Origin of the sequence: Terriglobus sp. YAF25 (assembly GCF_052113305.1) — a bacterium.
Taxonomy (GTDB): Bacteria; Acidobacteriota; Terriglobia; order Terriglobales; family Acidobacteriaceae; genus Terriglobus.
Map to the genome: position 1 here is coordinate 1 of NZ_JBFRCY010000305.1, position 5082 is coordinate 5082.

The following is a 5082-nucleotide window of genomic DNA, read 5'->3' on the forward strand; positions in this document are numbered from 1 at the left end:
TGTCTTCGGAGTGTGCGAGACGACGACGCGCCCTTTGCCTGTCGCCGGATCGGAGTACCACGCCAGGTCCTGTTCGATGGATACCGGGAAACCCGAGTTCAGGGCACGGCTCACGCGGTCCTGCCATTGGCCCTCGTAGGGATAGCAGTTATGAGCATCCAGCATCGAGCGGTTGTCATTCAAAAACTTAAGGTCATTCGTCTGCGCGACGGCGCTTCCCAGAGAGGCAGCAAGCAGTACCTCGGCGAAAACACGAACTCTGAACTTCAGCATCATGGATCTTCTTCCTGGCAAAATCTGGCGGAGTTGATACGCCTCAAAAGCTTAGCTGAAGAGTAGAAGACGTATCTCGCGAAGCCGTTAAAATGCGACCCTGCACGCCATTTAGGTGCAAGCGGGTGCTTCCCTTCCCATTCCGGCAAGCCGGCTGACTATCTTTCGATAGGTATGGGAAGAAATCCAAGCTTTCACTGAAATACTTTATGAGAACGTTCAAGATTCAGAACCGGCGAAGACCGCCGCTGCATCTGCGGCGTTGATGGCGGTTAATGTTCTTATCAGTATAGGGACAGGCTTTAGACGTCCTTTTCCCGGAAAAGTTTCGGTCGAAAACTTTTTTCGAGCAAAAAGTTGTGGCGGTCAGGCATAATGACAGACAACTTTACACGCGGTCCAGTTGTGGGTCTGTGCATTGAGTGACCTTACCCCTTCTTGATGAAAGGGTCGGCCGAAACTGTCGTGCACGGCGGGCTGGAGTCGCAGGGGCCTGCCTACYGATGTGTGGAATCGTTGGATACTCTCATGTTCGCAGGCCACTGCCAGAAGGTGTGCTCGCGCGGGGCCTAAGAAGCCTGACACATCGCGGACCGGACAGCCAGCAGGGGTTTGTGACGAGGCACGCGTCCGTGGGAGCGACACGGCTGCGCATTGTGGATGTGGAGCACGGCAACCAGCCGATGCACAATGCCGAGCACCAATGCACGATCGTCTTCAACGGCGAGGTATACAACCACGGAGAGATTCGCGAGGATCTGGAGCGCCGAGGGTGGGCCTTCCGAACGCACTGCGATACCGAGGTGGTACTGAATGCGTTCCTGGAGTGGGGGCTGGAGTGCTTTGCACGTTTCCGCGGAATGTTCGCCGTCGGAATTTGGAATGAGCGCGAACGCAGACTGACGCTGGCGCGGGACCGGGCGGGAGTGAAGCCCTTGTACTACCGGTGCCAGGATGGAGAGATTTTCTTCGGTTCGGAGCTGAAGGCGATTTTTGCGCACCCTGAAGTACCACGACGCCTGGACCTGCATGGGTTGAACTGCTATCTGTCGTTGAACTACGTCCCCGGGCCATTCACCCTGATTGAAGGCATTAAGAAGGTGCCGGCGGGGCATGTGCTTGAGTGGTGCGAAAGCGGCATAGAGCTGCGGTCGTATCTTCCAGTGGAGCGCCAGCAGCCGGCCCCGGCGGATCTGGGCGAGGCTTGCGAGGAGTTGGATGGACTGTTGAGGAGCGCCGTACAGGAGCAGCTGCACAGCGAAGTCCCTTCCGGGATATGGCTGAGTGGCGGTCTTGACTCCTCGACCATCACGCACTATGCCGCGCAGATCAGCTCCGAACCTCTGCGGACGTTTTCGGTGACCTTCCGCGGGCGGGAGTTCGATGAAAGCAATTATGTGCGGGCAATGGCAGAGCATTATGGAACGAACCATACCGAGTTCGACCTGAATGAAGACGCTGACCTGGCAGACACGATTGCGGACTTGAGCTACTACTCGGATGAGCCAAGTGCGGATGCCGGCGCGATTCCTGTCTGGTATCTGGCCAAAATGAGCCGACAGCAGGTTACGGTCGCCCTAAGCGGTGAGGGCTCGGACGAGCTCTTTGGCGGCTATCTAACGTATAAGGCGAACCGGCTGCGGAACGCTGTCGCGTGGCTGCCGAAGCCCTTATTGAAGGGAGCGCTGACAGCAGCGCAACGCATGCCCGCGAGCGACCGAAAGATCGGCCTGGACTACAAACTGAAGCGGTTCCTGGAAGGCTCGCTGCTTTCAGCAGAAGCCGCACACGTATTTTGGAACGGTACCTTCACGGAGCTTGAGAAGCAACAGGTGTTCCGGTATGCGCGTAAGGGACCGATGGCGGATCTGCTGGGCACGATGCAGGGCCGAAACGCGATGGAACGGTTCCTGGATTTCGATCAGCGATACTCATTACAGGACGCGCTGTTGTATAAGGTGGACCGGATGAGCATGGCGCATTCGGTGGAGGTACGGCCGCCTTTCCTGGATGACCGGATTGTGCAGTTTGCGAACCGGCTCCCGATGAAGTGGAAATTGAACGGGCTGGAGACGAAACGGATTCTTCGAGTCCTGATGCACGACGCGCTGCCGCAATCGGTCCTGCAGCGATCGAAAGTGGGGCTCGATATTCCGATTCACGCGTGGTTCCGCGGAGTGTTGCGACCGTTGCTGGAGGACACACTGACGGAGACGTGGCTGCGTGGGTCCGGCGTATTCAACTGGCCGATGGTGCGAACGCTGATGGACCAGCACCAGGAGCGGAAGGCGAATTGGGGGTATCACCTTTGGGGTCTGCTGACGCTAACGATCTGGATGAAGCGGTGGAACGTGGAACTGCCGACGGCACACGTACCGGTTCCGTCCGTGGAGGAAGAGCCGGTCGTGGAGGACTCCTCGTCGTCCTGGCAGCCTGTCTCGTGTTCTGTGGAAACGTAATCAGTCCACCGCGACTGATGGACGATGTAGACGCAGTTCAGGCGCAGATTGCTCGCACCATGCTGGAGTCCGGCGACTGGGTAACGGCCAGGCTGGATGGAGTGGCATACCTGGAGAAATCACCGCTCATCTACTGGATGATGGCGGGATCATTCCGGGTATTCGGCGTCCATGACTGGGCCGCACGCATTCCGCTGGCGCTTTCTGTAGTGCTGCTGTGCTGGGTGACGTACCGGTTCGGTCGCTGGGCAATGGGCGAGCAGGCGGGCGTCTTCTCAGGCGTGGCGCTGGCCACATCGGTCGGGTTGTATCTGTTCACCCGGATCCAGATCCCGGATGCAGTACTGACGCTGACGATCGCGGTGACACTATGGGCCTGGATGCGGCTGCTGGAGCCGGAGGAAGCGAACCCGCGCGCGTGGGCAATACTGATGGGGTTCGCCCTGGGATGCGGCCTGCTGTTGAAGGGGCTGATTGCCCTCGTATTTCCGCTGGGCGCCGGCCTGCTGTATATGGCAGTGACGCGGCAGTTGTGGTCCGGCGAGGCATGGAAAAGGCTGCAGCCATGGCTGACACTGCTGGTGATGATGGTGGTTGCCGCTCCTTGGCATGTGCTGGCAGCGCTTCGCAATCCGCCATACTTTGCCTTCTCCATGCACAGCGGCCCGGGTGAATATCACGGGTTCTTCTGGTTCTACTTCTTCAATGAACATCTGCTGCGATTTCTGAACCTGCGGTATCCGCGGGACTACAACACCGTGCCACGGGCACTGTTCTGGGTGCTGAATCTGGCGTGGCTATTCCCGTGGTCAGCATTTCTGCCAGGCGCAGTGAAGCTGAGTTACAACCGTGGATCCAGGCCGGGACGGCTGCGGCTGATGCTGCTGTGCTGGATCGGCGTGGTGATGGTGTTCTTCACCTTCTCGACCACGCAGGAGTACTACTCCATGCCCATTTACCCTGCGCTGGCTCTGCTGGCGGGGGCGGGGATTGCAGAGGGCTGGTGGGTTCGCGCAGGGCGCTGGTTTACTGTTGCGATCTTCGGCTCGCTGGCAATTGTGCTCGGAACGGTGCTTTTCATGGCGGCGAAGCTGCCGGCGAATGGTGAACTTGCCGATGCGCTGGCACAGCATCCAGAGATGTACACGCTTTCGCTGGGACACATGCTGGATCTCACGCTCGGGGCGTTCGCTTACCTGAAGCTGCCACTTGCGTTGGCGGTTGCAGCGTTTGCAATTGTCGCCGTGGGAGTGGCGGTTGCACGGCGGCGGGTAGGTCTGATGGTTGCCATGATGGTCGCGGGCATGGTGATCTTCTTTCAGGCGGCGCGGCTGGCGCTGGTGCGATTCGATCCGTATATGGGGTCGTATCAACTGGCGACTGCGTTGCTGGAGAGTCCGCCGGGCACCCTGATTGAGGCGGATGCGTATTATGCCTTCTCATCGGTCTTCTTTTATACCGATCGCAAAGCCCTATTACTGAATGGTAGAAGCGCCAACCTGGAATATGGGTCGTATGCGCCGCAGGCACCGCAGGTCTTCATCGATGACGCAGGGTTCGTCCGCAGATGGGAGTCGGACGAGCGGTACTATCTGCTAACGGATAATGGCGACCTGCCACATCTTCGCGAGCTGGTGGGTGAAGCACGCCTGCATGTGGTCAAGCAAAGTAGTGGGAAGTCCCTGTTGAGCAATATGTAAGTGCGCATTGGGTGAGCTTGCATCTATCGCCTTCGGTGTAGAAAGTGTTATCAAACTTGTCTCCACTGAGCGTTCAAGTCTCGCACGTCATCCCGTGGCCGCCATCGTGTTGACGTGTTCCCGCGTCCACAAAAGTGGATGTGTAGGATTTACAATATGAGGTAGAAATCATAAAAGACGTTGGACCTTCGGATCCGCGTCCCCAATCCTCAGCTTCTACGGCCTGTTGCACTAGCCATCTAAATGGGGCTAAAAATTTCCTTTAAAATCGCCGGAAGAGGGCCGGGAGAAACCCGGAAGCAATTGAGCCTGAGTCGTCACACACTCCCCTAACTTGATAAGGAGTGTAGGGTCACTCCCCTAAGCTGTCAGGGAGAGATATCGAATGGAGTCATGCAGAGGGCGGCACTGATCCGACGGCTCATCATTTACATTCGAATGCTAATGTTTAAGCTGCCGGCTGAGTCCGAAGGTGTAGCGCTACGGAACGGGCCGCGAAGTCTTAGGTAGAACGGGGATCATGTCGACAGCAGCCATGCGGGATCAATCAGCGTCCGGTCCCCTCTCGGTCGAACGGTACATCCATTTCTCCACGGTCTGGGGTATCTTCAGCGCCGTCCTGGTCTGGCATGCCGGTGCCACTATTTTTC

At 57.9% G+C, this 5082-nt stretch carries 2 protein-coding genes and 1 pseudogene; 2 read left to right on the forward strand and 1 reads right to left on the reverse strand.

The window, feature by feature from the left end; genetic code table 11:
* Window positions 1-276: pseudogene (locus tag AB4043_RS13880) on the reverse strand (hypothetical protein); the annotation flags it as partial.
* A 500-nt stretch (window positions 277-776) separates the two neighbouring features.
* Here AB4043_RS13880 and asnB point away from each other — a divergent pair.
* Both asnB and AB4043_RS13890 read left to right on the forward strand, forming a co-directional pair.
* A complete protein-coding gene (gene asnB, locus AB4043_RS13885; RefSeq protein WP_442302564.1) occupies window positions 777-2732 on the forward strand; it encodes an asparagine synthase (glutamine-hydrolyzing) in 1956 nt (651 codons plus the stop codon).
* A gap of 17 nt (window positions 2733-2749) precedes the next feature.
* Window positions 2750-4432, forward strand: coding sequence for an ArnT family glycosyltransferase (locus AB4043_RS13890; RefSeq protein ID WP_442302565.1), 1683 nt, complete (start codon window positions 2750-2752; stop codon window positions 4430-4432).
* Window positions 4433-5082 lie beyond the last annotated feature (650 nt).